At 75.6% G+C, this 25,475-nt stretch carries 18 protein-coding genes; 10 read left to right on the top strand and 8 right to left on the bottom strand.

Annotated elements, in window-relative coordinates:
* Positions 1 to 163 precede the first annotated feature (163 nt).
* The 4 genes from OH807_RS02285 to OH807_RS02270 all read left to right on the top strand — a co-directional run bounded on the left by OH807_RS02285 (position 164) and on the right by OH807_RS02270 (position 3,174).
* The gene (locus OH807_RS02285) at positions 164 to 880 is read left to right on the top strand and encodes a response regulator transcription factor (RefSeq protein WP_406193184.1); all 717 of its coding nucleotides are present in this window, start codon (positions 164 to 166) and stop codon (positions 878 to 880) included.
* Entirely contained in the window at positions 877 to 2,394 is a 1,518-nt protein-coding gene (locus OH807_RS02280) for a sensor histidine kinase (RefSeq protein WP_406193181.1), read from the top strand. Before OH807_RS02285 ends, OH807_RS02280 begins: the two co-directional genes overlap by 4 nt.
* Positions 2,395 to 2,536: 142 nt before the next feature.
* Positions 2,537 to 2,962 carry a hypothetical protein gene (locus OH807_RS02275; RefSeq protein WP_406193178.1) on the top strand — a complete coding sequence of 142 codons (426 nt, stop codon included), beginning with the start codon at positions 2,537 to 2,539 and terminating at the stop codon, positions 2,960 to 2,962.
* The gene (locus OH807_RS02270) at positions 2,959 to 3,174 is read left to right on the top strand and encodes a hypothetical protein (RefSeq protein ID WP_406193175.1); all 216 of its coding nucleotides are present in this window, start codon (positions 2,959 to 2,961) and stop codon (positions 3,172 to 3,174) included. Before OH807_RS02275 ends, OH807_RS02270 begins: the two co-directional genes overlap by 4 nt.
* 132 nt (positions 3,175 to 3,306) lie before the next feature.
* On the opposite strand, the gene OH807_RS02265 is transcribed toward OH807_RS02270, so the two are convergent.
* Positions 3,307 to 5,082 (bottom strand): SulP family inorganic anion transporter, encoded by a 1,776-nt coding sequence (locus OH807_RS02265; RefSeq protein WP_406193172.1) that lies wholly within the window; start codon positions 5,080 to 5,082, stop codon positions 3,307 to 3,309.
* Complete coding sequence (locus tag OH807_RS02260) at positions 5,079 to 5,747, bottom strand: GAP family protein (RefSeq protein WP_406193169.1); 669 nt, start codon at positions 5,745 to 5,747, stop codon at positions 5,079 to 5,081. The genes OH807_RS02265 and OH807_RS02260 overlap by 4 nt, the downstream gene beginning before the upstream one ends.
* 331 nt (positions 5,748 to 6,078) lie before the next feature.
* On the opposite strand from OH807_RS02260, the gene OH807_RS02255 reads away from it, so the two are divergent.
* Positions 6,079 to 6,723 (top strand): hypothetical protein, encoded by a 645-nt coding sequence (locus tag OH807_RS02255; protein ID WP_406193166.1) that lies wholly within the window; start codon positions 6,079 to 6,081, stop codon positions 6,721 to 6,723.
* A gap of 88 nt (positions 6,724 to 6,811) precedes the next feature.
* Here OH807_RS02255 and OH807_RS02250 read toward each other — a convergent pair whose 3' ends face one another.
* Complete coding sequence (locus tag OH807_RS02250; protein WP_406193163.1) at positions 6,812 to 7,693, bottom strand: LysR family transcriptional regulator; 882 nt, start codon at positions 7,691 to 7,693, stop codon at positions 6,812 to 6,814.
* Between the two features lie 220 nt (positions 7,694 to 7,913).
* Here OH807_RS02250 and OH807_RS02245 point away from each other — a divergent pair, with 220 nt between their 5' ends.
* Positions 7,914 to 8,399, top strand: a complete 486-nt coding sequence (locus OH807_RS02245) for a cupin domain-containing protein (RefSeq protein ID WP_406193160.1) — start codon at positions 7,914 to 7,916, stop codon at positions 8,397 to 8,399.
* 183 nt (positions 8,400 to 8,582) lie between these two features.
* Positions 8,583 to 9,041, top strand: coding sequence for a hypothetical protein (locus tag OH807_RS02240; RefSeq protein WP_406193157.1), 459 nt, complete (start codon positions 8,583 to 8,585; stop codon positions 9,039 to 9,041).
* Between the two features lie 78 nt (positions 9,042 to 9,119).
* On the opposite strand, the gene OH807_RS02235 is transcribed toward OH807_RS02240, so the two are convergent.
* From OH807_RS02235 to OH807_RS02215, 5 genes are all read right to left on the bottom strand, one after another.
* The gene (locus OH807_RS02235; protein WP_406193154.1) at positions 9,120 to 12,236 is read right to left on the bottom strand and encodes a TIR-like protein FxsC; all 3,117 of its coding nucleotides are present in this window, start codon (positions 12,234 to 12,236) and stop codon (positions 9,120 to 9,122) included.
* Positions 12,237 to 12,276: 40 nt separating this feature from the next.
* Positions 12,277 to 13,254 (bottom strand): AAA family ATPase, encoded by a 978-nt coding sequence (locus tag OH807_RS02230; RefSeq protein WP_406193151.1) that lies wholly within the window; start codon positions 13,252 to 13,254, stop codon positions 12,277 to 12,279.
* Positions 13,251 to 15,656 carry a trypsin-like peptidase domain-containing protein gene (locus OH807_RS02225; RefSeq protein ID WP_406193148.1) on the bottom strand — a complete coding sequence of 802 codons (2,406 nt, stop codon included), beginning with the start codon at positions 15,654 to 15,656 and terminating at the stop codon, positions 13,251 to 13,253. Before OH807_RS02225 ends, OH807_RS02230 begins: the two co-directional genes overlap by 4 nt.
* A 1-nt stretch (position 15,657) precedes the next feature.
* Complete coding sequence (locus OH807_RS02220) at positions 15,658 to 16,233, bottom strand: CU044_2847 family protein (protein ID WP_406193145.1); 576 nt, start codon at positions 16,231 to 16,233, stop codon at positions 15,658 to 15,660.
* Positions 16,234 to 17,241: 1,008 nt separating this feature from the next.
* The gene (locus tag OH807_RS02215) at positions 17,242 to 17,787 is read right to left on the bottom strand and encodes a MarR family winged helix-turn-helix transcriptional regulator (protein WP_406193142.1); all 546 of its coding nucleotides are present in this window, start codon (positions 17,785 to 17,787) and stop codon (positions 17,242 to 17,244) included.
* Between the two features lie 65 nt (positions 17,788 to 17,852).
* On the opposite strand from OH807_RS02215, the gene OH807_RS02210 reads away from it, so the two are divergent.
* The 3 genes from OH807_RS02210 (at position 17,853) to OH807_RS02200 (ending at position 25,353) form a co-directional block, all read left to right on the top strand.
* Entirely contained in the window at positions 17,853 to 18,596 is a 744-nt protein-coding gene (locus tag OH807_RS02210; protein ID WP_406193139.1) for an SDR family NAD(P)-dependent oxidoreductase, read from the top strand.
* A 335-nt stretch (positions 18,597 to 18,931) separates the two neighbouring features.
* Positions 18,932 to 25,117, top strand: coding sequence for a DNRLRE domain-containing protein (locus OH807_RS02205; protein ID WP_406193136.1), 6,186 nt, complete (start codon positions 18,932 to 18,934; stop codon positions 25,115 to 25,117).
* On the top strand, positions 25,114 to 25,353 hold the full coding sequence (locus OH807_RS02200; protein WP_406193133.1) for a hypothetical protein: 240 nt from the start codon (positions 25,114 to 25,116) through the stop codon (positions 25,351 to 25,353). Before OH807_RS02205 ends, OH807_RS02200 begins: the two co-directional genes overlap by 4 nt.
* Positions 25,354 to 25,475: the final 122 nt, after the last annotated feature.

Genomic DNA, 25,475 nt, shown 5'->3' with positions numbered 1-25,475 from the left:
CCCGCGGGGCAGCCGGCCACGGTTGCCGTCCTGGAGGTCGCCGGTCGCCGGTCACCAGTCCCGGCCCTGCACACCGGCCCGGGTCACCGGCCCCGGACACCCCCGGGACGGCCCCGTCGCCCGCGTGTGAGAGGGTCGGCAGCCCGGATGCGAGGAGGCGCCGATGAGCGGGAACGGGCCCGGTGGCCGGGTGCTGGTGGTGGACGACGACGCGGCGATCCGCCGGACCCTGGAGCGCGGTCTGCGGCTGAGCGGATTCTCGGTGGCCCTCGCCGAGGACGGCGAGGCCGTGCTCGCCGGGCTGTCCGCCGCCGCGCCGGACGTCCTGGTGCTCGACGTGTCGATGCCGGGCCTCAGCGGCACGGAGGTCTGCCGCATCCTCCGGACGGGCGGCGACGACATCCCCGTCCTGATGCTCTCGGCGCTGGACGAATCCGCCGACCGGGTCGCCGGGCTGCAGGCGGGCGCCGACGACTACCTGGTGAAACCGTTCGCCCTGGAGGAACTGGTGCTGCGGCTGCGGGCGTTGCTGCGCCGCCGCCCACCGCAGCCGGACGACCGGGTGGTGGCGGGCCCGCTGGTGATCGATCCGGCCACCCGGCGGGCTCGCCTCCACGGTGAGGAACTCGCCCTGACCAGGCGGGAGTTCGAGCTGCTCACCCAGCTCGCGCGCAACGCCGGCCTGGTGCTCTCCCGGGAGGTGCTGCTGGAACGCGTCTGGGGCTACGACTTCGACGTCCGCAGCGACGCCGTCGACACCTTCGTCAGCTACCTGCGGCGCAAGCTGGAGGCGGGCGGCCGAGCCCGACTGCTCCACACCGTGCGGGGCGTCGGCTTCGTCCTGCGGGTGCCCGCCGGCGACGGGCCGGGCCCACGATGAGGCTCTCCACCCGGATCGCCCTGTGGGCCGCCTGCGTGGTGCCGATCCTCGTCCTGCTGGCCGGGCTGCTGCTCCTGCCCCTGGTCGGCCGGGACGCCCGCCGGCAGCAGGACACCCGGCTCGACGACCGGGCGGCCGCCGTCCTCCCGGCGGTCCGGGCCCTCGTCGCCGCGGACGGCAAGGGCCGCCCCAAGGCCGAGCAGAACCAGCAGCGCAAGGTGTTGGACGCGGCCCTGGACTCGGGCCTGCGGGTGGCCGGCGAGGACGGCACCGTCCTGCTGTCGGTGGGCCCGCAGCCCGACGACTCCGCCGTCCTCCCCGCCACGCCCGGCGGTCCGGTCACCGTGCGCGACCACGGGACGCCCTGGCGGGTGCTGACCGTCCGGGTCGGAGCGGCGGCGGCGGGCGGCGGCGGCACGCTCTGGGTGGTGGCGCCGGCCGGGCAGCCCGACAGCCGGACCGCCGCCGTGCGGCGCCGGGTGCTGCTCGTCGCGCTGGCGGCGGCGCCGCTCTCGGCACTGATCGGGTTCGTCGTCGCCGAACGGGCGACCGTACCGCTGCGCAGGCTCGGCCGTCGTGCGGCCGCACTCGACCCGGCCGCACTCGACCCGGCCGGCCACGGCCGACCGCCCGGGGCCGCCGGCCCGCCCGGCGGTGGGCCGGCGGCCCCTCATGGCTTCGTCGCCGAGCGGACGGGGACGACGGAGGTGGACGAGCTCTCCGCCGCCCTCGCCCTGCTGCTCGCCCGCTACGACGAGCAGGCCGCACGCACCGCCCAGGCCCTGGAGACGGCCCGGGCCTTCTCCTCCACGGCCTCGCACGAGCTGCGGACCCCGCTGATGAGCCTGCGCACCAACCTGGACGTGCTGGCCGCCCACCCGGAGCTGCCCGCCACCGACCGGGCCGAGATCGTCGCCGAACTGCGGGACGACCACGCCCGGCTGCTCGACCTGCTCACCGCGCTCGGCACCCTGGCCCGGGGCGATCTCGTCCAGCTGGACGCCTTCCAGCCCGTCGACCTCGTCGAGCTGGTGGACGCGGCGGCCGCCGAGACCGGTCGACGCCACCCGGAGGCCGCCGTCACCGTGGACGCCCCGGAGGAGCTGCGGGTGTTCGGCTGGGAACCGGGGCTGCGGATCGTGCTCGCCAACCTGGTCGGCAACGCCGCCGTGCACGGCCGCACCGGAGCGGACCGGGCCCGGGTGGCCGTCCGACTCGCGGCCGAGGACGGGACCGCGCTGCTCACCGTGGACGACGCCGGCCCGGGCGTCGCACCGGCCGAGCGCGAGACGGTCTTCCGGCGCTTCCACCGCCGCCGGGACAGCCCCGGATCGGGGCTCGGCCTCACCCTGGTCGCCCAGCAGGTCGCGCTGCACCGCGGAACGGTCCGGATCACCACCCCGCCCGGCGGATCCGGCTGCCGGCTGGAGGTCCGGCTCCCGCTGCCGCGCCCCGAGGCGCCGACGATCGAACTGCCCGCCCGGCGCGACTGGATCGCCGGTTCCGGGCACTGAGCACCCCCGCGGGCCGCCGGCGGATCGCCGGGTTCCACAGGGAATCCACAAAGAGCCGCCCTACCCTCCTGGCAACCACCCCGGCACCGGCCGGTCGTGCGCCCGGCCGGTGCCGGGATCCGCAACGGAGGAAGGACGCCCCATGTCTGCCAACCGTCTGTCCGTCAGCCGCAGGGCCGCCGCGCTCGGCGCCCTCGCCCTCGCCGGCTCGCTGTTCGCCGCCGCACCGGCGCAGGCCGACGGCTCGCCCACCGGCGCCCCGAGCGCCGCGTCGACGCCGAAGAACGACGGCGCGAAGGGCATCTGCAAGCGGCTGCCCAGGACGGAGGACCGGATCACCAAGGCGCTGAACCGCCTCAACGGCGACGCGACCGTGGTCGGTTCGACCGCCCGCCTCCAGCAGCGCGTCACGGACGCCAAAGCCGCCGGCCACACCGAGATCGAGACCTACCTCACCAACCGGCTGACCGCCCGCAAGGCGCTCGTCACCACCCTCCAGGCCCGCCAGGGCGACCTCAAGTCCGTCACGACCTGGTGCGCCGCCCACAACGACGGGGCCACCAAGTGAGCCGCCGCCCGGCCGCCGCGCTCGCGGCCCTCGCCCTGGCGGCGGTCGCGCTCCTGACCGCCTGTGGCCCGGACCAGGGCCACAGCGGCGCCGGAAAGGCGGACGGCGGTGCGGCCGACAGCGCCCAGGTGCAGGACATGCAGCACACCCTGGACGCCGCCGACAGCGCCGCCGCCCAGGCGGACGCCGACGCGGCAGCCGACAACGGCTGACGCCGGGCCACCGGCCCGGGCCCGCACTCCCGCGGGCCCGGGCGCGGCTGTGCAGGCTGCGCGAGGCGAGGCGCCCCCGGCCGCCGCCGGGCCGACCGGTCCGCGGCGGCCGGGGGTGTACCGGTGTCCGGGTCACGGGCCCTGGGCGGCGATCCAGGCCAGGGCCTCGTGGTACGCGCGGTCCAGCGGGGCGAGGAGCGGGCCCTCGGCGGGGATGACGGCGTCGGCGCCGAGGTGGGCGGCGACGCCGGTGCGGTCGAGGAGGGCGACGAGGGCGGGCTGCGCGCCGGCGAGGACGAGGCGGCCGCCTTCGGCGTGGAGGGCGTCGCTGTAGCGGCGCAGCGCCTTGAGGATGGCGGAGGACGGGATGTCGGGCGTGCTGCGGAGGGCGAGCACGAGGACGGCGCGGCGGGCACCGACGACGGTGGGCAGATGGGTGCGCAGGGTGGGGAGCTCGGCGAAGAAGCTGGTGCCCTCGTAGTCGAGCACGGTGATCTCGCCGGCGGTGAGCCGCTCGGGTACCGGCGCGGTGGACCACCGGCCGTCGGCGTCGCGGACCAGTGCCAGGAAGTGGGCCCGCCGGGCGGCCTGGACGCAGTAGAGCAGCAGGGAGAGCACCGCGCCGAGGACGATGGCCTGCTGCAGCGGGAGCTGGGTGGTGGCGACGAAGGTGACCACCATGGCCGCGGTGGAGAGCGCCGAAGTCCGCAGGACGAGCAGGATGTCCGGCCGCCTGGCCCAGATGAGTTCGGCGCCGATGACCAGGATCAGGCCGCCGATCACCGGCAGCGGGATCCGTTCGGCCAGCGAGCCGGCCAGCAGCACCGCCAGGGCGAGGAAGACGCCGGAGACGACGCCGGCCCAGCGGGTGCGGGCGCCGGCCGCGGCGGCGACGCCGGTGCGGGAGAGCGAGCCGCCGGCGGGGAGAGCCTGGAAGAGGCCGCCGCCGAGGTTGGCGACGCCCTGGGAGAGGAAGTCGCCGTTGACGCCGGAGCGGCTGCCGTCGGGGTTGGGCACCGAGGGGGAGACGCCGGCTGCCTGGGCGAGCGCGACGAGGGCGACGGAGAACGCGCCGCCGAGCAGGTGCGGCAGGGCGTCGGCGGAGGGGGCGGTGAAGACGGGCAGGGAGGCGGGGATCGCCGCGATGTCCGCGACCAGCTCGACGTCGGTGCCGAGCACCGCCACCGCCACGCTGACGGTCACCATCGCGACGAGCAGCGCCACCGGCTCCAGCCGGTGGACCGTCCGGGCGAGCGCCCACACCGCGATCGTCGCGGCCGCGACCAGGGTCGGGGCGGGCTGCCAGTTCCCCATGTGCAGCAGCCAGTCGGTGATCCGGGTGAGTTTGTTGTGGCCGAGCGGCTGGTAGGCGGTGGCGTCGTTGAGCACGCCGGTGATGATCTGCAGGGCGATGCCGGTGGAGAAGCCGACCATGACGGCGTTGGAGACGAAGCTGAGCACCACGCCGAGCCGCAGCAGGCCCAGGAGGAGCATGATCACACCGACCAGGACGGTCAGGGCGGCGACGTTGCCCGGGTCGTGCGGGTCGAGCCCGGCGTCGGAGAGCACGCTCTGCCCGGTGAGGGCGATGGCGCTGGTGAGTGTGGTGATCATGAGGACGGTGGGGGCGGTGAGGGAGCCGAGGATCGGCGGGACGACGCCCGAGTAGAGGCCGGCGATCGGGTTGAAGCCGCCGATCGCGGCGTAGGCCATGCCCTCGGGGATGGAGAAGAGCCCGGTCACCACGCCCGCCGTCAGGTCCGCGGGCTTCGGCCGGCCGAGCCGGGCCGGCAGGCTGCGGACCCGCCCGGCGATCGTCGCGGTGACCGACGCGGTGACCGACGCGGCGGCCGACCGGAGGCGGGCGCGGCGCGGCTCCGGCTCGGGGTCGGGGTCGGGGGAGCTCATGACAGGCCGGTGAGGGCGTCACCGAGGTACTTGGCTCCCAGGACGGCGAGCACCGTCGCCATGATCGCGGCGTTGTGCGTGGCCATCCAGGCCTTCCACCCGCCCAGCACCCGGCTCGCGCGGTCGCCGCCGAGGAGGTGGACGCCGAGCGGCAGCAGGGTGCAGAGCGAGCCGATCAGCACCATCAGGGCGGCGGCGACGGCCTTGCCGCCGGGGCCGGCCGGGCCGGCCGCGATCGAGACGGCTCCGCCGATCGCGAGGGCGAGGTTCTTCGGGTTGGCGACCACGAGGAGGACGGCGAGGGACGCCGACTTCGCGGGGGTGAACCGGTCGACGGCCTGCATCCACTTCGGCGGGGCGCTCACGTGGCCCTCGCGCGGGCGGTCCCGCCACTGCTCGACGGCCAGGACGACGAAGAGCAGGCCCAGGGCGAGCTTGAGCCAGTACGACCAGGTCGGCTTCGCGGTGTCGCCGTCCACGCCACTGCCGATCACCACGACGACCGTGACGACGACGGCCAGCGCCCCCACCCAGCCGGCCGCGAAGGCGATGCCGTTGGCCCGGCCCCGCGGGGTGGAGAGCATCAGGATCACCGCGACCAGCGGCAGCGGGCTGATGGCGATGCCCACCGCGGAGGTGAGCATCGCCCCGATCGCCTCGCCCATCTCGCACTCCCTCTCCCCGGCCGTGGCCGGCCGCTGCGCAGGGCCGCTGTGCACGGCTCCTGCGCACGGCCGCGGCATCCGCTCAGTGCGGTCGGGGTGCCGCGCCCTGCCGCCGGTCGGGCCGCCGGTCCGCGCAGTCACCCTCCCCGGGGCGGCCGGGGCGCGCGACCGCGGTCCGTCGAACGGGTGAGCGGGCCCGGCGTGTCGGACCGGTCCGGGCCGGGGCGAGGAGGGAGCGGGGACGGGCGGGCGAGGAGCTGCCGAGGCGAGGAGGTGCCGTGGAGGTGCCCCGGCCACCCGGCGGGGGGCGGCGCTTGCGAAGATCGTCGGTATGAGCCAGCCGCCCGCCGACCATGACAGCTCCGAGGACCGGTTCGCCGGGATCGGTGACCCGACGGTGGCCGCCGTCGACGAGCGGCGCGGACTGCTGGCCGTGGCCGGCGTGCACGAGGACGAGCACGAGGGCGACGAGGTGTGGACGATCGGCGTCTTCGACGTCAGAGGCCACGCCCGCCTCCGCCGTCTCGTGCACTCCGGGTTCCCGGTGCACGCGCTGGCGTTCCACCCGACGCGTCTCCTGCTCGCCGTGGGGGCCGGCGCGTACGACGGCGGGTATTCCTTCGAGGGCGAGCTCCTGCTCGTCGACCTGGCGGACGGCACCGTGCGGTCGCTGATCGCGCACGACTTCGGCCGGCACGTGCTCGGGCTGGAGTGGCTGGACGACCGGCGGCTCCGCGTCCTGATGGCGCCTCCGGACGATTGGAAGGACCGCAAGGCCCACGTCGAGGGCCACGTGGCCGTGCTGAGCCGCGACGACTGGTCGGTGGTCGGCGCCCGGTCGGTCACCGGTCACGAGCTGGCGGGCCCCCGGGTGCCGGTGCCGCGCCCCGACGGTCGCGAGGCCGCCCGGACGCTCGTGGCCCGGACGGCGGCGCGGAGCACGCGGCGGCACCACAGGACCGGAACGCACGGCTGACGTCGCGGCGGACGCGGCGGACGCGGCGGACCTGGGGCGGTCACGCCGGTCACGCCGGTCAGGACCTGGCAGGACCTGGCAGGACCCGTCAGGACTCAGTCAGGGCCCGGAGCAGCGCGGGGAGGGTACCCGGCCCCGGGCCCGCGCGCCGGACGAGGTAGGCGGTCGAGGGCGGGCCGTCCCACGGGCGGAGGGCGATCCGCCGGGTCTGCGGCAGCGGGTCGGGGGCATCGAACACCGTCCAGGACGGGGCGCCGGCCGCCGCGTCCGCGGCCAGTGCGGTCAGCGTCCCCTGCAGCGAGGTGAACGGCGGCCCGGCGGGCGGTTCGGCGCCGGCCCGACGCAGCGCGCCGAGCACGAGATCGTGGAACGCCGGGTTGTGCTCGCGGGGCGCGAGCCGCACCGGCAGGCCGGCCAGGTCGGCGGGGCCCAGGCGTTCCAGCTCCGCCAGCGGATGGGTGGCGGGGACGGCGACCAGCAGCGGATCGTCCCAGAGCGGCGCGAACTCCAGCCCGGGGGAGGGCTCCTCACCACGGATCAGGGCCGCGTCCAGGGCTGCCGAACGCACCCCTTCCAGCCGGGCCCGCCGCGTCTCCTGCCGCACCTCGACCCTGACCTGCGGGGCCTGGTCGGCCAGCCGGTCGAGGGCCCGGTGCACGCGGCCGGTGAACGCCCGGCTGCTCCCCAGGCGCAGCGTTCCGCCCGACCCGGCTGCGAGGGCCGCGGCGGTCTCGGTGACCACGGCGACGGCGGCCAGCGCGGCGCGCGCCTTCGGCAGGAGCTGCTCGCCGGCCGGGGTCGGCCGGGCCGCCCGGCCACCGCGGTGGAACAGCGCCACCCCGAGCTCGCGTTCCAGCCGGGCCACCTGCTGGCTGACGGCGGACTGCACGACGTGCAGCCGCTGGGCCGCGCGTCCGAAGCCGCCCTCCTCGGCGATCGCGACCAGGTACTCAAGCTGTCTGAGCTCCATCACGGCCCTCCTTCCGGGCCCATCGGTTCCGGTGATGGGCGTCATCGACAACTGCTCCTTGGCCGCCGGCTGTTCCCGGGGTGGACTGGTGGCACCGGATCCGCACCGCGCACGTACTGCGCACGTACTGCGCACGAACCGGGCAGGAACCGGCTCCGTGCCGAATACCGAAGACCGAAGACCGAAGACCGAAGACCGAACGCATGCGAAGGAGTTGCCCATGGCCACCGAGGTGACCGCGACGGCCCGGCCCCTGGTCGTCCACGAGCAGGACGTCGAAGCGGTGCCCCTGCCCGGCGGGGGCCGCTTCGTCCTGCTGGAGGACAGCCTGCGGACCGCCGGACTGCTGGGCGCCAACCGCCTCGTCCTCCCGGCGGGGGCCGACGGGACCCGCCCGCACTGCCACCACCTGTCGACCGAGGTGTTCTACGTCCTGGGCGGCACCATGGAGTTCCTGCTCCACGGCGAGCTCACGGCGGTCGGCCGGGGCGGCCTGGTCGTCGTCCCGCCGGGCTCCGTCCACGCCTTCGGTGCCGCCGCGGACGGGCCCGCCGAGTTCTTCGCCCTGCTCACCCCGGGGGTGGTGCGCTTCGACTACTTCCGCCAGTTGGGCCGGATCGCGCGCGGGGAGGCCGGCTGGGACAGCATGGACGATCTGCACGGCGCGCACGACGTGCACTTCCAGGGCGGACCGGCCTGGCGCTGAGGTCGGTACGGCGACCTCCCGCAGGGCGCCGGGAGGGGCGTCACCGGCCCTGCTCCGGTCGGTCGGCGGAACCGGTCCGGGGGCGCGGCGGTGACGTCCCGTGCCCGGACCGGAACGGGCTGCTCCGGGCCGCCCTTGCGGAAAACGGACGTACGGCGCCCTCCGGTCCGCCATGATCGGTGGGTGCCGACCGAAAACCCACCGCCGCCACCGCCGCGGCCCAGTCTGCCGACGGCCTTCACCGTCCGCTGGGCCGGGCGCTGCGACCACCACAGCCTGGCCGTCGAACGCGAACTGCAGTGGTGGGGGCACTGCTTCCCCGACGGCCCGCCGGACGCCGAGGACGCGCTGATCCTCCTGCGCCGCACCATCGGCGAGGTCCGGGCCTCCGGGCTGGACCTCCGCGCCCACACCGCTGACCTCCTGGAGCACGCCGTCGGTCCACTGGACGCGGCAGGCAAGTTCACCCGGCACACCATCACCCCGGCGATCCTGCCGCTGGTGGCCCATCACCTGCGCTCCGCCGCCACCGCCCTGGCCGACACCCGTGCCCACCTCACCGACAACGCCCCGGCCACCGGCCCCTTCCGGCCCCCGCCCCGCCCCGACGGCGAACCCCGGCCCGCCACAGGAACGCCGTAGCGGCGGCGCCGGGCCGGCCCACCCGCGCTGCGCGCGGCGCTCGGGCAGCGGCGGCCGGATGTCGGGTGCCGCCCGCCGTTACCGTGGTGGGTCGGCCGGGGTGTCCTCCTCGGGCGGCCGGGACGACCGGAAGGTCTCGCGCAGGCTGGGGCGCTGCGGACGGTCCGCGCCGGCGGCCGGACTGCGGTCGAGGGCGCCGAAGGCGTAGTGGGCGCGCATCACCGCCTGGGGCAGAGCCTCGTCGAAGGCCTCCAGCGTGCTCAGCTGACCACTCTCGGGCCCCGCCGCCCGCCGGGTCGACCGGCCGGTGTACCTGATGGTCTCGCCGGCCAGTCGGTGCAGCTCGGCTTCGCCGTCCGCGGCCTCGGGGTCGTCGCTGCTCCACGGTTCGAGCACGCTGACCCAGCTCGGGTCGGTCCGGTCGAGGGCCCGGACCAGCTCCCTGCGCCGGGGGTCGAGCAGCGCCCAGCGGTCGAGGAGCACCACGACCGGCCCGGGCGGCAGCGCCGCCCCGGTGAGGTCACCGATCGTCTCGTCGAGCTCGTGGACGGTCGGCTGGAACCCCAACTGCCTCGCCATGACGGCTGCGTGGTCGGCGAGCGAGCGGCCGACCAGGCCCCGGTAGGGCTGCCAGTCGATCCGGCGCGGACCGTACCAGCGGCTGCTGCGGCCGGCGGGCACCTCGCCCTGGTGGTAGGAGAAGACCGCGATCTGCAGTTGTCGTGGGGGCTTGCTCGCCTGGAACGCGCTCGGCTGGGTCAGGAAGTCCGACAGCCGGCCGACGGGGATCACCGTCTCCTCGGCCACCTCGACGATCCGGCGGGCGAGCCGGTGCACGGCCAGTTCGTAGGCCGGTCGGAAGTAACTCAGTTTCATCAGCGCGTACATGCCCTCGGCGCTGTAGTCCGGGCCGAACCCGGCGTGGCTGAACTGGAGTTCGTTCGCCACGTCGGGCAGCCGGTAGTGGCCCGTCGGAGCCCAGAGCACCGGCACGATGCCGCTGCTGGGCTCCGCGTCGACCGTCGTGGCGTACACCGGGCGCCGGGTGAAGGTGTGCCACTCCTGGCCGCAGATCTGGGACTGGAAGTACCGGGGCGAGTACAGCGGGACGAACACCCGGCAGGTGGCGAGCTGTTGGGAGATCTGCTGGGACCACGGCTGGCCCTGCTCCACGCTGTCGTCCATGAAGCCGACGGGAGTGCCGGCCGGCACCGTGGTGAGCTGCAGGATCGACTCGCAGAGGTCCCGGAAGAGCTGGCGGACCCACTGGTTCGGGTCGCTCGCTCCGCGGGTGCCCGATCTCGGGGTGTGGGCGTAGCTGAGGAAGAAGTACGGCTGGAGCACGTCCTCGTCCGCCGGCCGCTCGGCCGGGCGCCGGTGGCCGGATGCGGCAGGTGCGGCAGGTACGGCGGGCGGGGCGGTGGCGGTGGGGGTGACGGATGCGGTGGCGCGGCCCGCCGGTCCGGTCGTCCGGTCCGGCTCCGCGCCGTGGCCCCCCGCCCGGTCCTGGCTCCCCGGCTCCGCGGGGGCGGCGGCAGCTGTCCCGCCACCGTCCCGCCCCACCCCGTTCGCGCCCGGTCCGCCCGCTTCGCCCGCTCGCGCGCCGCCGAGCTGGTCCAGCAGCGGGACGCCCGCCCAGGCGAAGGGTGCGCCGTCGACGCCCGGTGCGGCGGGGGCTCCGCCGCCGAGCCAGGCAGGGAAGTCCGGTGAGCGGCCGGCGAGCTGTTCCAGGCGGCCGGTCACCCGGCGGCGGACGTCGAGCAGTTCGGCGGTCGGGACGCTCTCCAGCAGCGCGTCCTTGACCTCCGCGGGGAAGTCGAAGCGCCGGTGGTGGACCGGCTCCGCCGGAGCGTCCGGCGCGCTGCCCAGCGGGGTGACGGGGCGCATCAGCCCGCCGAGGAACACCTCGGCCAGCGCGGCCGGGTCGCCCGCCTCGCCGTCCGGCACGGCGCTCTGGACCAGCCGCATCACGGGCACGCTGAGCGGGGCCACCGCGGCGAGGTGCGCAGCCAGCCGGTGCGCGCCGGGCGAGGCGGCCCGGCGGAAGCGCTCCAGGGCCGGCGCGCCGTCGGCGGGGGCCGGCCGCCGGCGGCGCGCGGTGCGGGCCGGGCGCGGCGGTTCGTCCTCCCACAGGGCGAGGGTCACCTCGTCGCCGTGCACGGCGACCAGCCGGGCCCAGTCGGTGAGGGAGGCCGGGGAGAGTTCGAGGACCGGGATCGGTGCCGGGCGGGGGCCGGGCGGTGCGGAGGTCAGGATCCAGGCGGTGTTGGGGCTGCCGGGGCCGGGCGAGCGGACGGTGCGGGGGGCGGCGTTGACGCCGGAGCCGGCCCACATCCGGCGGGGCAGCGTGTGCAGGATCGCGGCGGGGCCGCAGCGCGCCCAGCGGTCCAGGACGGCCCGCATCCGGCCGTCCCGCCAGGCGCTGCCCGCGCCGTCGGTGACCACCAGCAGCAGTGTCCCGCCGGTCGGGTCGGACACGGTGTCGGGCATCCGCAGCGGCCCGCTGTCGGTGAACGGCTTGGCGCGCAGGCGGACGTCGCCGGGCCCGCGGCTGCGCAGCCCGAGCACCCGCAGTTGGCGGAACCCGCCGATCCTGGCGAGGAGTTGGTTGAGTTCCACGACGAGGCGCCGCCAGAGCAGCATCGACACGCCGTCGTCGACCACCACGGTGCAGCGCAGCCAGGGCTCCCTGGTCGGCTGGAGCACCAGGGTCGGCAGCCCGGTGTCGGCCCAGGCGGAGGCGGTGGCCGCCTCGTCGAGCTCGCGCGCGTCCGGGCCGTCGCGGCGGCGCTTGAGCGGGCGCAGCGCGCGGCCGAGCAGCAGGTCGTCACGGAGCGCCTTGCCCTCGGGCACCCGGACGGCGGTGCCGCCCGGCCGCCAGTCGTCGCCGCCGGCGTCCGCGCCGTCCGCCCGGACCCCCGAGTGGAGCGGGAGGGCGGGCCGCTGTTCCAGTGCGTCGTCCTGGTCCTCCGCCCGGTCGTCCGCCTCGGTGTACGGGCGGGAGCCGTGGCGGCGCCAGGCCGCGCCGTGGCCGATGCCGCGGGCGGCCTCGGCGTCGAGCGCGGCGAGCAGCGGGGAGCCCGGGCCGCCCGGGAGCCGCAGGGCGAGGTGCAGGATGTCCAGCAGCTCGTCGGCGGTGAGGTCGATCCCGGCGGCCCGGGCCACCTCCAGGGCCCGGTGCAGTGGCGAGGTCACCCCGCCGCTCCGTTCGCCGGGGCCGCCCCCGGCCACCCGGTCAGAACGCACCGCCGAGGCTGTGCAGGACGGCGTCGATCAGGTCGTGGGCGCGCAGGTCGACGCCGCCCAGCCGCAGGAAGACGGCGTTGAGCAGCTGGTCGGTGGCCAGTTCGCGGTGGGCCCGCTGGCCGAGGAACTCCTCCAGGACGTCCTCGGCGGCGACGAGGGCCTCGGCGCCCAGGTGGGCCTCGACGATCTCGCGCAGGCGGCTCTCGTCCGGGTCCGGCAGGTCGAGCCGCAGGCAGCGGCGGAGGAAGGCGGGCGGGAAGTCCCGTTCGCCGTTGCTGGTGATCACGACCACGGGGAACTCGACGCAGCGCAGCTGTCCGCGTCTGACGAGCGTGCGCGGGCCGCCCGGGTCGGCCGTGCGCACCTCGACCTCGGCCTCCTCCTCGGGGAGCCGTGCCAGCTCGGGGATCTCGAACGCGCCCTCCTCGAAGACCGTCAGCAGGTCGTTGGGGAGGTCGACGTCGCCCTTGTCGAGTTCGTCGACCAGGAGGACCCGCGGGCGGTCGGCGGGCACCAGGGCGGTGCCGACCGGCCCGAGCCGGACGAAGCTCCCGATGTCCGGGTCGCCGCCGCCGGACTCGCGGGCGAGGTTGGTCTCCCGGAGCCGGCCGATCGCGTCGTACCGGTAGAGCGCGTCCTGGAGGCTGGAGCGGCTGTTCACCGACCACTGGAGGACGGGGCCCAGGGTCAGCTCGTGCGCGATCGCGTGGGCGAGGGAGGTCTTGCCGGTCCCGGGGTGGCCGGTGACCAGGAGCGGCCGCCGCAGGTGCAGCGCCGCGTTGACCACGGCGGTGTGGGCCGGGCCGATCAGGTAGGGCTGCGGGCGCTGCGGCGCCGAGCCGGGCGGGCGGCCGAACCGCCGCCAGCCCGGTGCGGCCGGCAGGGCCGGCGCGCGGGGCGTGCCGTCGCCGTGGAACAGCTGCCAGCCGTCGGCGGGCTCCGTGGTCTCGACCCGGGTTTCGTTCACTCCACACCGTCCTTGTCGGTACTGCTCTGCCAGGCCTCGTCGAACTCCTCGTCCGGGTCCGCCAGGTGCAGCAGCGGCGGGGCCGGGCGGGTCGGGTCGTCCCAGGCGAGCGCCGGGCGCAGCGGGTACTGCTCGGCGTAGCCGTAGGCGTTGGCCCGGTAGCGCCGGACGCGCTCGGGCAGTTCGTCGGCGGGTCCGTCGAGGTCGAGGGCGTCGAAGTGCTCGGCGGGGACGCTGTCGCGGGCGGCGCGGTCCCAGAGCACCACGGGGACGCCGAGGGCGAGGCATTTGGCGGCGAAGCCCGGCCGCCGGGCCGGATCGGCGCCCCGGAGCACGATCCACGCGACGTTGCGGTGGTACTGGACGGCGCTGACGATGTGCCTGGTCTCGTGGTACCGCTCGTCCAGGTGCAGCGGTTTGACCCAGCCGCGGCGCTGCCAGCGGCGGTGCAGGGCCCGGCCGCGTTCCCTGGCCCGCAGGGCGCTGAGGGCGGCGGCGGGCCGGACGACGACGGCGGTGGCCACGCCGAGCGGCATCAGGCCCTCCTCGCCGTCCAGTTCGTCGGGGTAGGAGCTGTCCCACTCCTCGACCGGCAGGTTGAGTTCGTCGTCGTCGAGGAAGAACTCGACGACGGGCTGGGTGTCCTGGCCGTCCGGCGGTGTCCCGTCGTCGTCCCAGCCGGCCACGGCCTCCCGGATCTGCCGGGCGATCTCCTCCGGGGTGTGCGGGCGCTGGTCCGCGGCTGCGGCCGGCCTCAGTTCGCCGTCCCCGACGTCGGTCCACAGCGCACTGCGGAACCGCCCCGCCGAGCCGCGCCCGCCGTGCTGGTAGCGGGTCAGCCGGACGGCGACCCGGGACGCCGCGGCGGCGGCCGGGCCGGTGCGGGCGGCGGCCCACTCCTCGGCGGCGACGCGGCGTTCGCGCAGCGCCGCGTCGTCCACCCCGAGGTACGCGGAGGTGCTCTCGCACCAGAGCCGCAGGCGCTCGGCGTGGGCGGCCGGCGCGCCCGGGTCCTGCCCGGGCGCGCCAGGACCGGCAGCGGTAGGCCCGGCAGCGGCGGGCCCGGCGGCCGGTCCGGCGACGGTGGGCCCGGCGGCGAGTGCCGCGGCGAGGTACTCCACGAAGCGCAGCAGCAGCGGCACCCGGCGCGCCCGGGGCCGGGAGTGCAGCGGGCCGGCCGGGTAGCCCTCCAGATGGCAGACCAGGGCGGCGTGCCGGGAGGTGAAGCCCTCGGGGGGCCGGCCGCCGCCCAGCAGGTGGGCGGGCACCAGTACGCCCGGCAGCGCGGCCCGGACGAGCTCCTCGGTGGAGGGAAGAGCCGGCCCTCCGTCGGCGAGGGCGGCGTCCAGCATCTCCAGGAGCCACCGGTGGCGGTCCGGCGCCAGCAGCCCGGGTGCGGCCAGCGCTCCTCCGAGGTCGAGCAGCCGGTGGGCGTCCGCCGGCCGCTGCTTGACCAGGTGCTCGGCCAGCGCCGCCAGCGTCCTCGGCCGCTGCAGCAGCAGCGCGGCCAGCTGCTCCGGGTCGGGGGCCGTCCCCCGCGGGCCGGTGGCGAGCCCGAACTGCCTCGCCAACTGCAGGGCGGCGTGCTCCCGTTCGTCCTCGGTCGGCAGCAGCACCCGGACCAGGTCGGAGAGCTGGGGCAGGCCGGCGATCGGTCGCCGCGCCGGGGCGGTGCGCGGCGGGGGCAGCAGCCGGGTGCTCCGCTCGGTGCCGAGCGCGCGGGCGAGTTCGGCCCGGATGGTCTGCCAGGAGAAGGCGAAGGTGCGGTCGTCGTACCCGGGCGCGGCGGTGCCGTCGGAGAAGAGCCGGCCGACGGCGAGCCCGACCACGGCCTGGTCGGCGTGGGACCACAGCGGGCTCCCGCTGTAGCCGGCGATGATGCCGGGGCCGGTGGGGGAGGCGTCCAGGTAGGCGAGTTCGGGTTCGCAGACCCGGACGGTGGTGTCGGCGGCGGACACCGCGTGCCCCGCGCCGTACCAGGCCCGGACCCGCTGGTCGCGGGCCATCTCCCGCCAGCGCTGCGGGTGGACGGACTCCGGCGGGTCGGCGGCGAGTTCGAGCACCGCCAAGTCCCCGTACCAGGCGGCGTCGTCCTGGAGCGCGGGGTTGCCGTCGCGCCGCCGGGGCGGGATCCAGGCGGTGAGCCGGGCCGGCAGCAGGACCGGCCGGGGCACGCCGGAGGTGAACGCGACGGCGAGCCGCACCGCGCCGGGATCGCGGACGCTGAACATGGCCCGGTCGAGTGCGGCGTTCACGACGTGCGCGCAGGTGAGCAGGTAGCGGTCGTGCAGGAAGACCCCACCGCCCACGGCGCTGCGGCCGGTCGCCGTGAGCACGGAGACGTACGCGGCCCGCAGGGCCAGCTCCGCGTCGGCCGCGCCACCGTCGAACCAGCCCGGCAACTCAGCCGCCGGCCCCGACCCCGGGCGCGGCCCCGGCCCCTGCCGCCGGTCCGGCCGCCGCGCCGGCCGCGCCTTCCGGTGCGCCGGACGCGGCCCGGGGGGCTGGTTCGGACACGGCCTCGGACACGGCCTCGGCGGCGATCGACGTCGACACGGCGGCGGGACCGGGGCGGGTGAGCTTCCAGGTCGCCGAGACGGTCAGGCTCGACTGCCCGCCGGCGCCGACGATGCCCAGCTTGAGGTCGGAGCCGAACTGCACGCCGAAGTCGACCGTGACCTCGTCGGGGCGGTCGGGCACGGACGCGACCGTGTGGTGGACCTCCTGGAGCAGCGGCACCAGCGGCCGCAGTGCCAGTCGCAGCGCGTTGTGCGTGAGCGCGGAGACGCGCGCGGCGGCCCGCTCCCGCCGGCCGCCCACCGGCTGCGCCCCGCCCAGGCCGGGCGGCAGCCGGTCGCCACCGAGCGCGCTCCCGCCCGCGTCCCCCTCGTTCTCCGCCTTCTGCTCGGCGTGAACGGGGAACGTTCTGAGCAGAACTGACGATCCGTCGTCGAAGCTGAACTCAATGAAGTCCGACACGCCGTCGATTCTGACCGACCACCGGATGCTCCGCAGGCGATCCCGTAAATCGGCACCGTCACGCGGCCGAACACCCGGCGGCGGGCTGTCCGCGGAGCCGGAAGGCCGGAAGGCCGGAAGAGCCGGAAGCTTCGGGGGCGCCCGCGGGCGCCCCCGAAGGAGCCGAGGCCGGGGCCCCGGCGGGTGGCCGGCCCCGCTGCATCGGGGCACGGCCGCGGTCCCTGGGTGTCGAATCGGTTGCGACCGGGACGGTGCGCACCAATCTGCCGGGCGCACGGTGGCGAACGACCAGTTGCGCCGTCGCCCGGCCGGACAGCCGCGTGCGCCACGGCCGCCGTCCGGCCCGGCCCACCGCCGCCGGCCTGCGGTGCTGCGGGGGAGGGGCTTGCGGGGTTGTTGCACCGGAAGGCCGGACAGGGGCAACCCGCCGGCCGCGGTGCTCAAGACCGGACGCAGGTGCCGGTGCAGGGGCTGCAATCCCCGCCCGTGGCCATGCGCCTGGCTGCCGGCCTGCTCCGGTTGGGCGGCCACCCCGTCGACGCCCCCAGCTGGTACCTGAAGGCCGCCGGCGCCGGCGACCACGCGTCCCTGCTGCACGTCGCCGCGCTGCACCGGGAGGCCGGCGAGTTCGACACGGCCCTCGCCCGGTACACCCGGGCCGCCGACCGCCACGAACGCGACGCCTGCCGGGAGGCCGCCCGGATGCTCCGGGACGTCGGCGGTCCGGAGGACGCCCTGGACCGGCTGCGCCGGCGCGCCGTGCGGGAGACGGCGGACCTGCTCGGGAGGCAGGGCGACTCGCCGAGGCACTGGCGTGGTACCGGCGCTCCGCCGAGGACGGCAGCGCCCACTCCGCCCAGCACGCGGCCTGTCTCGCAGTCCTCCTGGACGCCGGGGCGGACCGCGAGGCGCGGCCCTGACGCCCCGACGGTGCCGACGGCGGACCGCCCGCGTCCGGGCGTGTTCCCGGCCGGAGCGCCGGCCCCGGGCGGGCCCCCGGACCGCCGTTCAGCCCTCCGTATCGGTCGTACGCCGCCGTACGTCCGTCATCAGTTTGTCCAACAGCGCGATCAGATGCGCGCGTTCGTCCGCCGTGAGCCCGCTGACGAGATCGGCCTCGCGGCCGAGCACGACGTCGACGGACTGCTCGACGAGCGCGTGGCCCGCGGCGGTCAGTGACACCAGGACGGTCCGGCGACCCGTCGCCCCCGCGCTGCGTCGGACGAGGCCGTCCCGTTCGGCCCGGGCGACGCGCTGCGAGATCGCGCCCGCCGTCACCAGCGTGCGCTGTGCGATGTCACGTGTGCTGAGGGTGTAGGGCGGGCCGGAGCGGCGGACGACGGAGAGCAGGTCGAGAGTGGCCGAGTCGATCCCCGCGGCGCGCAGGGCCCGGTTGCGGTCCCCGGTGAAGAGCTTCGCCAGCCACCAGACGGGCGTGACGATCTCGATCGACCCGGTGGGTGTGCCCGGGCGCTCGCGCTGCCAGGCCGCGGTGATCTCGGCGGCGGGGTAGGGCGGCACAGGAACCGGCGTTCCGTCAACAGTGTCCACCACGGGGCGATCTCCTTGCGGACTCGGCTATGTTTAGGTCTAAATATAGCCGGAGCAGGAGGCGTCCCATGACCCGAATTGTGCTCGTGACCGGAGGAACCAGCGGCCTCGGCCGCGCCGTCGCCGAGCGGTTCGCCGCCGACGGGGCGACGGTCCTCGTCACCGGGCGGCACGCCGGCACCGTCGATCGGACGGCCAAGGAGCTCGGGGTGCACGGCCTCGTCTGCGACGCCACCGACCCCGCGCAGGTCGCGGCGCTCGGCACCCGCCTCGACGCGTTCGCGGCGCCCGGCGGCCGGGGCCGGCTCGACGTCCTCGTCAATGCGGCGGGAGGCCTGCCCGAGCCGGCCTCCGGCGGGGGGTCACCGCTGGAGACGCTGCTCGCGCAGTGGCTGTCGAGCCTCGCCCAGAACCTGCTCGGCGCCGTCCTCACCACCGCCGCCGTGCAGGACCGGCTGACCCCGGGCAGCTCGGTCATCGGCATCGGCTCGATCGGCGCCGAACGCCGCGGCGGTTCCTACGGAGCGGCCAAGGCCGCGCTCGGCTCCTGGAACGCCTCGCTCTCCGCCGAGCTCGCCCCGCGCGGTGTCACCTGCAACCTCATCTCCGCGGGCTTCGTCGCCGGCACCAACTTCTTCCGCGGCGGGCTGACCGACGAACGCCGCGCCGCCCTCGTCGAGGAGACCCAGAACAAGCGCCCGGGCACACCGGACGACATCGCGCAGACGGCCCATTTCCTCGCCTCCCCGGGTGCCCGCCACATCACCGGCCAGACCATCCACGTCAACGGCGGCGCCCACACCACCCGGTAACCCCCGCCGCGGCCCGTACCCGCCGCCGGCCGCGCGCCGGTCGTGCCGCGGCCATGGCGGCGGGTACGGCGGCGGCCCGGCGGCGGGGGAGGCTCTGCACCGGCCGGAACCGGCAGGTCAGGCCATGATCACGACTGCGTGAACCTTGGCGGAACAACGATAGGGGGAAGCGGAAGAACTGTCAGGTTTTGATGATCCTTTGCCTTCATTTGATGCATCTATGACATTTTGGATCACTCCTATGCTCCGGACGTCGCCGTCGCCCGACGGTAAGTCAAGGAGTGGTAATGAACAGGTACATACCTGTGCGGCGCAGGCGGAATTCGCCCGCGGGAATGCGCGTGTTGAGCGGGTCCGTGGCGCTCGCGGTGGCGGTGTCCCTGCTGGCGGGGTCCGAGGCGGCGTTCGCCGCGCCGGCGGGCGGTCCGGCGGCGGGCAAGGGGGCGGGCAAGGGGGCGAAGCAGTGGGCCACGTCCGCCGCCGACGTGCCCGCGGCGCGAATCGCGGCCCGCCTCTCGGGGCAGCGGGTGGAGGCGCTCTCCGAGCGCACCGAGACGTCGACGACGTGGGTGAACAAGGACGGTTCGCTCACCTCGGAGCTGTTCGCGGGCCCGGTCCGCTACCGGCGCGACGGCCAGTGGGTGGACGTCGACCTCGGCCTGCAGCAGGCCGCGGACGGCTCGGTGACGCCGAAGGCCCACCCGCACGGTCTGCGGCTCGCCGGCGCCGGCGGCACCCGGGCCAAATCGCTCGTCCAGGCGCAGGCGGCCCCGGAGGAGGCGCGCACGCTGGTGACCCTCGGGGAGGGCGACCAGCAGGTCGCGCTCCAGTGGAAGGGCGGTCTGCCCAAGCCCGTGCTGGACGGGACGAGGGCCACCTACCGGGACGCCATCGCGGACGGTGCGGCCGACCTCGTGGTGGAGGCCACCCGGACCGGCTTCGAGCAGTACACGGTGCTCAAGCAGCGGCCGGCCGCCGCGGGCTTCTCGTACACGATGCCGTTGAAGGCCGAGGGGCTGAACGCCGAGGCCCAGCCGGACGGCAGCGTGCTGTTCACCGACCGGAAGTCCGGTGAGAAGAAGGCGGTGCTGCCCGCGCCGGTGATGTGGGACGCGACCACCGTCCCCGGCTCCGGCGAGCACGCACGGCAGGCGAAGGTCGGGCTGAAGGTCGTCCAGCACGGTGACGGCGTCGACCTCGTCTTCACCCCGGACGCCGCCTTCCTCGCGGACCCGAAGACGCAGTACCCGGTCACCGTCGACCCGTCCACCACCGCCCTGGGCAACGTGTTCGACACCCGCGTGCAGCAGGGTGAGACGGTCGACTGGTCCGCCGACACCGAGATCTACTGGGGCAACTCCGGTACCAAGAACGCGGACGGCTCCTCCCGGCAGGCCCGGTCGTTCATCAACTGGAACACCGCCCCGATCGCCGACGCGCTGATCACCAGTGCCAACCTGTCGCTGTACAACTTCCACTCCGGCAACAGCGACTGCCAGCCCTACGCGTGGGACATCTGGGACACCGGTCTCGCCTCGACCTCCTCGCGGTGGACGGCCCAGCCCTCCTGGAACTCCAAGAAGGCCACCGGCACCGAGACCAGGGGCCGCGACGCCTGCGGCGGCGACGGCTGGATCAACGCCGACGTCACCACCCTGGTGCAGACGTGGACTTCGGCGAAGAACAGCACCTCCGGGATGGGCCTGCGCGCCCCGGACGAGACCAACACCAAGTACTGGAAGGAGGTGAACTCCGCCAACGCGGCCACCAACGTGCCGAAGCTGACGGTGACGTACAACTACCGTCCGCGCACCGGTACCGACCAGCAGGCCGGCTCCCCGTTCTCCAAGGACGCCGCCGGCACCTGGTGGGTCGACTCGACCACCCCCACCCTGCGGGACACCTTCGTCGACCCGAACAACGACAAGGTCGACGGCACCTTCCAGATCTTCGACGCCGCCACCGACACCCAGGTCGGCAACGTCCTGGTCTCCCCGTTCGTGCCGAGCGGCCGGCCGGCCTCCGTCAAGGTCCCGGCCGGGGTGCTGGCCAACGGCAGGACGTACAAGTTCCGCACCTCCCCGTACGACGGGCTGCACTACAACACGGGCTGGTCGGCCTGGTCCACGTTCACGGTCGACACCTCCGCCCCCTCCGCGCCCGCTGCGGTCTCCTCCACCGACTACCCGGCGGGCCAGTGGGTGAAGGGCCCCGGTCAGGCCGGCTCCTTCACCGCCACCCCGCCCGCCGGTGACCAGAACGCCCTGGAGTGGACGCTCGACGGCACGGCCTGGACGAGGGTCGCGACGAACGGGTCCACGGCGCCGGTGACCATCACCGCGACCCCGGCCAAGGGCGGCACCAACACCCTCCAGGTACGGGCGGTCGACCGGGCGGAGAACCGCTCGGAGGCCCGGTCCTACACCTTCCAGGTGGGCGCGGGCGGCGTGACCTCGCCGAACGACGGCACCCGGACGGCGGCCCGCGTCCCGCTCCTCGCCGAGGCGGACGCGGCCCGGTACACCCAGGTGGCCTACTCCTGGCGGCGCTCCGACGCCGACGCCTGGACGCCGCTCCCCGCGGGTGACGTGACCGACGGCAGCGCCGCCCTGACGGCCTGGCCGGTCGCCCTCACCGCGGGCCGGAGCCCGGCGCTGACCTGGAACGCCACCTCCACCGTGAACCCGGACGGCACCGTCCAGCTCCGCGCGGACTTCACCGGGCCCGGTGCGGCCGCCGTCTCCTCCGAGCCGGTCAAGGTCGTCGTCGACCGCAAGGCCGACGGCGCGGCAACGGAGAACATCGGACCGGGCGCGCTGAACCTGCTCACGGGCGACCTCAAGGTCCCCGCCACCGACGTGTCGCTGTTCGGCATGACGGTCGGCCGCACGCACTCCTCCCGCGACCCGAGGGCCGCCGCCGGCCAGGAGGGCCAGGCCGCGATCTTCGGCCCCAACTGGGTGTCGAGCGTGTCGTCGAGCCTCTCCGCCGCGGAGTACACGGAGATCCGCCGGACGTCCGCCACCTCGCTCGGCGTGCTGGCGGCGGACGGCTCCACCGTCGCGTTCACCTCCAACGCGGCCGGCAACGGCTGGGTGCCCGAGCCGGGCAGCGAGGGCCTCACCCTGAGCGGCGCCTTCGGCGGTGACTTCACCCTCTCCGGGACGGAAGGCACCGTCACCACCTTCGCCAAGGCCGACCCGGCCGCCGCCACCTGGACCGTCACCTCCACCCTGCTGGGCGGCCTCGCCAACACCACCACCAGCGTCGTGCCGGAGACGACCATCGTCGGCGGCCGGACGCTGGCCCGGCCGAAGCTGATCATCGCGCCCACCTCCGCGGCCACCCCGGCGGCGTGCGCCGCCGACCCGGCCGCCAAGGGCTGCCGCGTCCTGCAGTTCGTCTACGCCACCGCCACCACCGCCACCGGTGTCGACACCGACGCCGAGTTCGGTGACGTCACCGGGCAGGTCAGCGCCGTCCGGCTGTGGAGCACCGCTCCCGGGGCCGCCGCGGCCACGGCCACCGACGTCGCCGCCTACCGCTACGACTCCGCCGGGCGGCTGCGGCAGACCTGGGACCCGCGGCTCGGCCGGAGCAGCCAGAACCAGTACACCTACTACACCCAGGGCGCCGACGACGGCCTGCTCTCCTCCGTCCAGCTGAGCGGCACCCGTGCCACCTCGCTGGCGTACGGCACCGTCGGCTCCAACCCGGCCGCCGGGCCGGGCATGCTGACCAAGGTCTGGCACGACACTCTCGCCCCCGGCACCACCGGCACGGTCAACGGCACCGCCACCAGCACCGTCGTCTACGGCGTCCCGCTCTCCGGGGCGAAGGCGCCCGAGGACCTCTCGCCGCCGGCGGCCGCGGCCTGGGGCCAGACCGACCTGCCGACCGACGCCACCGCGGTCTTCCCGCCGGACCGGATCCCCGCCTCGAACAACGCCGCCGACCTCACCGCCGGCGACTACACCCGCGCCACCGTCGGCTACCTCAACGCCTCGGGCCGCCAGGTCAACCAGGCCACCCCGGGCCACCACCTCACCACCACGGAGTACGACAACCGCGGCCACCAGGTCCGCAGCCTCACCGCGGCCAACCGCGAACTCGCCCTCGGCAGCACCGACCCGGCCCGGGCCCAGCTCGCCGACCTCGGCATCGACACCCTGCCCTCCGCCGACCGCGCCCGGCTCCTGTCGAGCAGCAGCGTCTACAGCGCGGACGGCCAGCAGGAGACCGACGTCTACGACCCGCTGCACCGGGTGACGCTCGCCGCCGACGCGACCGCCGGCGCCACCGTCCTGGCCAGGGCCGGCAGTCAGCTGCCCGCCCGTCAGCACACCGTGAAGACGTACGACGAGGGCCGGCCGACCGACGGCACCGCCAAGATCAAGAACCAGATCACCCTCACCACCACCGGCGCCCGGCTCCGCGCCTGGCCCGACCAGCTGGTGGACACCCGGCAGGACCGCACCGCCTTCGACTGGGCGATCGGCGTGCCCACCGCGCAGATCAAGGACAGCGGCGGCCTCGCCCTGACCACCACCACCGGCTACGACGGCCAGGGCCGGGTCGTCTCGACCCGACTGCCGGGGTCCACCGGCACCGACGCGGCGGCCACCTGGACGTCCTACTACACCGCGGGCGGTACCGGCACCTGCGCCAACCGCCCCGAATGGGCCGACCTCGTCTGCCAGAGCGGCCCCGCCGGCGCCATCACCGGCGGCGGCTCCAACCCGGCCCAACTGCCGACCAGGACCACCGAGTACGGCCGCTTCGGCGAGGCCGCCCGGACCACCGAGACGGCCAACGGCGTCACCCGCACCACCACGACCGCCACCGACGCCGCGGGCCGCCCCACCACCGTCACCGTCACCGGCGGCCTCGGCGCCCCGGCCCCGGCCGCCACCACCACCTACCACCCGGGCACCGGCGCCGTCACCCAGCAGACCTCCGCCACCGGCGGCACGATCAGCAAGGGCTACGACGAGCTCGGCCGCCTGGTCTCCTACACCGACGCCGACGGCGCCGTCACCACCACCGAGTACGACGCGCTCAACCGGCCCACCAAGGTCACCGACACCTCCCCGTCCACCACCACGTACACCTACGACACCGCCGTCGACCCGCGCGGCCCGGCGACCTCGGTGACGGACTCCGTCGCCGGTACCTTCACCGCCCGCTACGACGCCGACGGCTCGCCGCTCACCCAGGGCCTGCCCGGCGGCTACACCCTGACCGACGTCAAGGACCCCGCCGGCACCACCACCGGCCGCACCTACACCCGCGACAGCGACGGCGTCGTGCTGGTCTCCGACGGCATCTCCGAGACCGTCCACGGCCAGCGGGCCACCCACACCGGGACCCCGGGCATCACCGCCGCCCAGACCTACAGCTACGACCGGGCGGGCCGGCTCGTCCAGGTCCAGGACACCTCGACCGACGCGGTCTGCACCACCCGCACCTACACCTTCGACAACCACTCCGACCGCACCGCACTGGCCACCGCCGGCGCCGCCCGCGGCCAGGCCTGCGCCACCGGCGGCGGCACCGCCCGGACCAGCAGCTACGACAGCGCCGACCGCCTGGTGAACCCCGGCCACACCTACGACGCGTTCGGCCGCACCACCGCCCTGCCCGGCAGCACCGTCGCCTACTACACCACCGACATGGTGCAGCAGCAGACCACCGGCGCGGCGCGGCAGAGCTGGACCCTCGACTCGGTCCAGCGCCTGCGCGGCTGGACCACCGAGACCGACAACGCCGGCACCTGGACGCAGACCGGGAGCCGGACCAACCACTACGGATCCGACACCGACAGCCCCCGCTGGACCACCGAGGACACCGCGGGCACCATCACCCGCAACGTCACCGGCCCCGCCGGCAGCCTCGCCGCCACCACCACGAAGACCGGCGGTGCCGTCCTGCAACTCGCCAACCTGCACGGCGACATCACCCTGCAGCTGCCGCTCGACACGGCCGTCGCGCCGACCGTCCTCGACTACGACGAGTACGGCCAGCCCCGGGCCGGCCAGAGCAGCACCCGCTACGCCTGGCTCGGCGACAAGCAGCGCTCGGACGAGACCCCGAGCGCCCTCACCCTGATGGGGGTTCGCCTCTACAACCCGGCCGCCGGCCGCTTCCTCTCCACGGACCCGGTGGCCGGGGCCAGCGCCAACGCCTACGACTACTGCAACGCCGACCCGGTCAACTGCACCGACCTCAGCGGCCGCATCCCCGGCTGGCTGAAGGCGGCGGCCAAGGCCGCAGTGGCCCGCGGCGTCCAACTGGCCGTCACCGCGGCCGTGGCCGCCTGGATCCCCTTCCTGGCACCGTGGGCCCTGCACATCGGCAACTGCGCCGGCGGAGCCTGCGCCGGCGTCCTCTTCGGCAGCGGCAACTGGAAGCAGCGCATCGTCTGGGCCGTGGCAGGATGCCTCGCGGGCTTCGTCTTCGACCGCGGGGTCTCCCAGCGGATCATCGACAAGGTGATCGGCGTCGTCAGGAGGTTCATATGACCGAGCCGGAGGAACCGGCACCGCGCCGCGGCAGCCCGCTGCGCCTCGCCGCGACGAAGGGGGCGTGGCTCGCCCCGTCCTTCCTCCTCGCCTTCCTGCTCGCCGACCGCCTCACCGGCGACGCCACCACCCGCACCTGGTGCACCCTGCTCCTCGCACCGGTGATCGGCGTCGCCCTGGGCGGCGCAGCGGCAGCCGTGCGCCGCCGCCGGCAGGCCCGGACGGCCCGCCGCTGACCCCGCACGCACCCGTCCGACCCGGGCCGACCCACCGCACCACCGGTGGGTCGGCCCGTTCGTCGTCCCCCCGCCCGGCGGAGCCCCGTATCCGAGCCCCGCACCCGAGGCCCGCACCGCCG

The organism is Kitasatospora sp. NBC_01560, assembly GCF_045208415.1.
Classification (GTDB): domain Bacteria; phylum Actinomycetota; class Actinomycetes; order Streptomycetales; family Streptomycetaceae; genus Kitasatospora.
Note: the sequence above shows the minus strand (reverse complement) of the source record. Positions and strands in the feature narration are given on the sequence as shown.